We start from the raw sequence: 4,298 nt of genomic DNA on the forward strand, positions 1-4,298 counted from the left end.
GGTGGCCAGGTCGCCCTTGTAGAGCAGGTCGGTGCGGAGGCCGCCGGGGTTGGTGATGCCGATGACCGGTGTCTTGCCGGCCGCGGGGATCTTCACCTCGCGAAGAGCGTCAGCGACCATGTTGCCGATCGTCGACTCGCCGCCCCGGTCCTCCTGCACCCCCGGGACGACCAGGTCTGCATCGGCGCGAGTGACGTCGGCGGAGATGGTGCCGACCTTGCGGTCTCCGATGATGTTGGAGGCGGTGATGGCCGCGTCCACGATGGTCTTGACTGCGTCGACCCGCGCGAAGGTGCCCGGGGCGGCGGCGGCGGCCACGCGGTCGAGGATCGCAGCACTGACCACGGACACCGTGTTGGCGGTGGTGTCGATGGTCATGTCGAGCCTGCCGATGGACTCTCCGTAGTTGCCGGCCTGGAATACGGGACGCCCGTTGTTGTAGGCGTACTTCTGATGCGTGTGGCCGTTGTAGATCACGTCGACCGCAGCCGAGGTGTCCTGGGTCAGGTGGCGGAAGACGGCACTGGCGGCCTCCTGCTGGGCCTGGGTGGCCGCAGACGCCGGCTTGGGCGCTCCTTCGTGGTACGTCGCAATGGTGGCGTCACAGTCGACCGCGGCCGCGTCGAGGCGGGCGACCTCCTTGTTGACGGCAGCAACCGGGTCGGTGAACGTGAGACCGGCCACGCCGGCGGGGCTGACGAGGGTCGGGGTCTCCTGCGTGACGGCGCCGATGACACACACGTTGGCGCCGTTGAGCGTCATCTGGGTCGAGGCCGGGAGCACCGGATTGCCGCTGGCGTCCACGACGTTGGCACCCAGGTAGGGGAAGTTCGCCTTCGGGTAGGCGGTGCCGTCGGGAGCGGTCGAACCGCCGTCGATGACGTGCGACTTGAACCAGGCGTAGCCCTTGTCGAACTCGTGGTTGCCGACGGCGGAGACGCCGGTCTGGAGGGCGTTGAGCACGTCGATGGTGGGCTTGTCGTCGTTGGACGCCGAGGCGAACAGCGAGGCACCGATGTTGTCGCCCGCCGCGAGCAACATCGTGTTGGCGTCGCGGTTCTGCTCGATGGTGGTGGCCCACTTGGTCGTATTGGCGTCGATGCGACCGTGGAAGTCGTTGAAGTCGATGATCCGCACGGCAACCACTGCTGCGTTGGCCGGCGTCGCGGCGATGGCCACGACGGCGAGGGGCGAAGCGAGGACACCGGTTGCGGTGGCGGCGGCGAGGAGCCGACGGCCCAGAAGGGAGGCTGACACGGGATGCCTTTCGATCGGACAGGTGATGCGAGTCACCCTAACCCGGTCTAGTCAACCCACCGCCAGCCCCACCGGCCACACCAGTTCCACTGCGCGGGTCAGGCAGCACGGTCAGACGGTCGGCGTACGCCGCTGCTGCCGGACGGCGCGGAAGAACTCGTAGCCCGACCACATGGTCATGATTACCGCACCGGCAAGGAACACCTGGCTGAGGTAGAAGAGCGCCTCGCCGAAGCCTCCCCACGCGTCGAAGGCGCCACCATGGGCGTCGCCGTGAGGCAGGGGCAGCATCAGGCCGCCCAGCGCGACAGCCTGGAACGTCGTCTTGATCTTGCCGCTCTGTGCGGCCGGGATCACGACCCGCTTGAGCACCGAGAGGCGCAGCAGCGTCACGCTCCACTCGCGGATCAGCACGACGATGGTGACCCACCACCAGATGTCGCCGACGAGCGAGAGACCGATGAAGGCCATCCCGGTGATGGCCTTGTCGGCGATCGGATCGGCGATCTTGCCGAAGTCGGTGATCAGGTTGTGCTTGCGAGCCAGGTCTCCGTCGATCTTGTCGGTGATCATCGCGGCGGCGAAGATCCCGAACGCGATCCAGCGCCACCGGACCGAGTCGCCCCCGTCGTGGAGCAGCGCCCACGCCAGGACCGGCACCAGCACGATGCGCAGCGTCGTCAGCACATTGGCGATGTTGAAGTTGGAGACCTGGTTCTCGGTCGTGGTCATGCCTTGCCGCCCGTCTGGTCTCCTGCGCCCTCGAGGGGTACGGCGATGAGGTCGACCCCGTCGGTGGCGACCACGCGCGCGGTGACGATGTCGCCGACGCGTGCGTCCGCGCCGTCGAGCGTGGTGGTGCCGTCGACCTCGGGGCCCTGGTGCTCGGCCCTGCCCTCGACCAGGCCGTCCTGCACGGACTCCACGAGAACGCTCACGGTCTCGCCGATGCGCTCCTCGGCCCGCTGGGAGTTCAGCTCCTCGACGAGTCCGGTGACGTGCTCGGTGCGAGCGCGCACGTCGTCCTCGTCCAGCTTGCCGTCGTAGGACGCGGCCTCGGTGCCGTCCTCGTCGGAATAGCCGAAGACGCCGGTGACATCCATCCGCGCGGCTTCCAGGAAGTCGCACAGCGTCTGGAGGTCATCCTCGGTCTCCCCGGGGAAGCCGACGATGACGTTGGACCGGACGCCGGCCAGCGGGCTGAGCTTGCGGATGCGCGCCAGCAGGTCGAGGAAGCTGTCCGGGTCGCCGAAGCGACGCATCCGGCGCAGCACCGTGGCGCTGGCGTGCTGGAAGGACAGGTCGAAGTAGGGCACGACGCCAGGGGTGTCGGCGATCGCCTCGATCAGGCCGGGTCGCGTCTCGGCGGGCTGGAGGTAGGACACCCGCACGCGTGCGATGCCCTCGATGGCGGCCAGCTCGGGAAGCATGGTCTCCAGCAGACGCAGGTCGCCGAGGTCCTTGCCGTAGGACGTGGAGTTCTCGCTCACGAGGAAGAGCTCCTTGACGTCCTGGGTCGCGAGCCACTGGGCTTCCTGCAGCACGTCACTCGGGCGGCGGCTCACGAAGGAGCCGCGGAAGCTCGGGATCGCGCAGAACGAGCACCGGCGGTCGCACCCGCTCGCCAGCTTGAGCGGCGCCATCGGTCCGGCGTCGAGCCTGCGGCGTACGACCCGGGGGCCGGTCGCCGGGGCACCCCGGCCGATCTCGTCCGTGCTGGCCCTGTTGTCGGCGTGGCCCGGCATCGAGATCGAGGAGGCGTCGCGCTCGACCGGAGAGATCGGCAGCAGCCGCCGGCGGTCCGAGGGCGTGTGGGCCTGGTGGACCTCCCCCGCCACGATGGAGCGCAGCTTGGCGGCGATGTCGGGGTAGTCGTCGAAGCCCAGCACCGCGTCGGCCTCGGGCAGCGACTCGGCGAGGTCCTTGCCGTAGCGCTCGGCCAGGCAGCCGACGGCCACCACGGCCCGCGTCTTGCCGTGCCCCTTGAGGTCGGCCGCAGCGAGCAGGGTGTCGACCGAGTCCTTCTTGGCGGCCTCGACGAATCCACACGTGTTGACCAGGACGGTGTCGGCGTCCTCGGGCTCGGCCACGAGCACGAAGCCTCCGGCCTCGAGGCGCCCCGCGAGCTCCTCGGAGTCCACCTCGTTGCGGGCACAGCCGAGCGTCACGACGGCGACGCTCATCGGGGTCGACGTCGGCGCCTGGGCGGGTCCTGCGGAAGTAGTGGTCATCTCGTCCGAGTATGCCGGTTCAGCCTCGTCCGGACCGCTTTGTGACGTGCGTGGGGGTCGCCACACGTACGCCGATGGCCCCGACTCACGAGGAGACGGGACCATCGGCGGTGTGAGGTGCAGAAGGGGTCAGCGAGCGACGTAGGTGCCCTGCCCTGCGACCCCGGACTCGCCGATCGGCCTGGCGTCCTGGCCGTTCAGGGACACAGTGACGGCGCCGTCGGTGGTCTGGACGCGGACCGGCGGGGCCGCATCGAGCTCCTTGACGTCACCCACCGCCAGGTTGCCCTCGAAGATGATCTCGCCCGAGCCGTCGCGCACGACGATGTGGGCGCCCCCGGTGATGGCCGACACGACGACCGGCACCGGGTCCCCGAGGGCAGCAGATCCGGCGCCGCCGGGGCCGCCGGACCCGTTGAGCACGGGGGCGGATCCACGCAGCTCGGGCGGGGCGTCCATGACCAGACGTGCGATCGACCAGCACAGCACCAGGGCCATCACGACGGCGACGAGCATCGACCAGTTGGGTCCGCCGCGCGTGCTCCGGATCGAGCCGTTGGCGCCGGTGGCCAGCTCGGCCTCGAACACGCGACGGGCGTTGATGTCGGCGTGCGCGTATCGCTCGTCGTAGGAGGTGAGCAAGGGGGTCACGTCGATGCCCAACACTCGCGCGAGCGTGCGCAGGTGTCCTCGGGCGTAGAAGTCGCCGCCACACGGCGCGAAGTCGTCGACCTCGATCGACTCGATCACGTGCGGACGGATGCGGGTGCGCTCGGCCAGCTGGTCGACGCTGAGTCCGAGGCGGGTGCG

At 69.5% G+C, this 4,298-nt stretch carries 4 protein-coding genes; all 4 read right to left on the reverse strand.

Annotated elements, in window-relative coordinates; translation table 11 throughout:
• On the reverse strand, positions 1-1,257 hold a 1,257-nt coding region (locus RMO85_RS09530; protein WP_310528489.1), incomplete at its 3' end, for a metallophosphoesterase.
• A gap of 111 nt (positions 1,258-1,368) precedes the next feature.
• Complete coding sequence (gene pgsA / locus RMO85_RS09535; protein WP_310528490.1) at positions 1,369-1,989, reverse strand: CDP-diacylglycerol--glycerol-3-phosphate 3-phosphatidyltransferase; 621 nt, start codon at positions 1,987-1,989, stop codon at positions 1,369-1,371.
• Positions 1,986-3,440: a 30S ribosomal protein S12 methylthiotransferase RimO gene (gene rimO / locus RMO85_RS09540; RefSeq protein WP_310528492.1), complete on the reverse strand. Its 1,455-nt coding sequence runs from the start codon at positions 3,438-3,440 to the stop codon at positions 1,986-1,988. The genes pgsA and rimO overlap by 4 nt, the downstream gene beginning before the upstream one ends.
• A gap of 177 nt (positions 3,441-3,617) precedes the next feature.
• On the reverse strand, positions 3,618-4,298 hold a 681-nt coding region (locus tag RMO85_RS09545), incomplete at its 5' end, for a RodZ domain-containing protein (RefSeq protein WP_310528491.1).

Origin of the sequence: Nocardioides sp. (assembly GCF_031422975.1) — a bacterium.
Taxonomy (GTDB): Bacteria; Actinomycetota; Actinomycetes; order Propionibacteriales; family Nocardioidaceae; genus Nocardioides.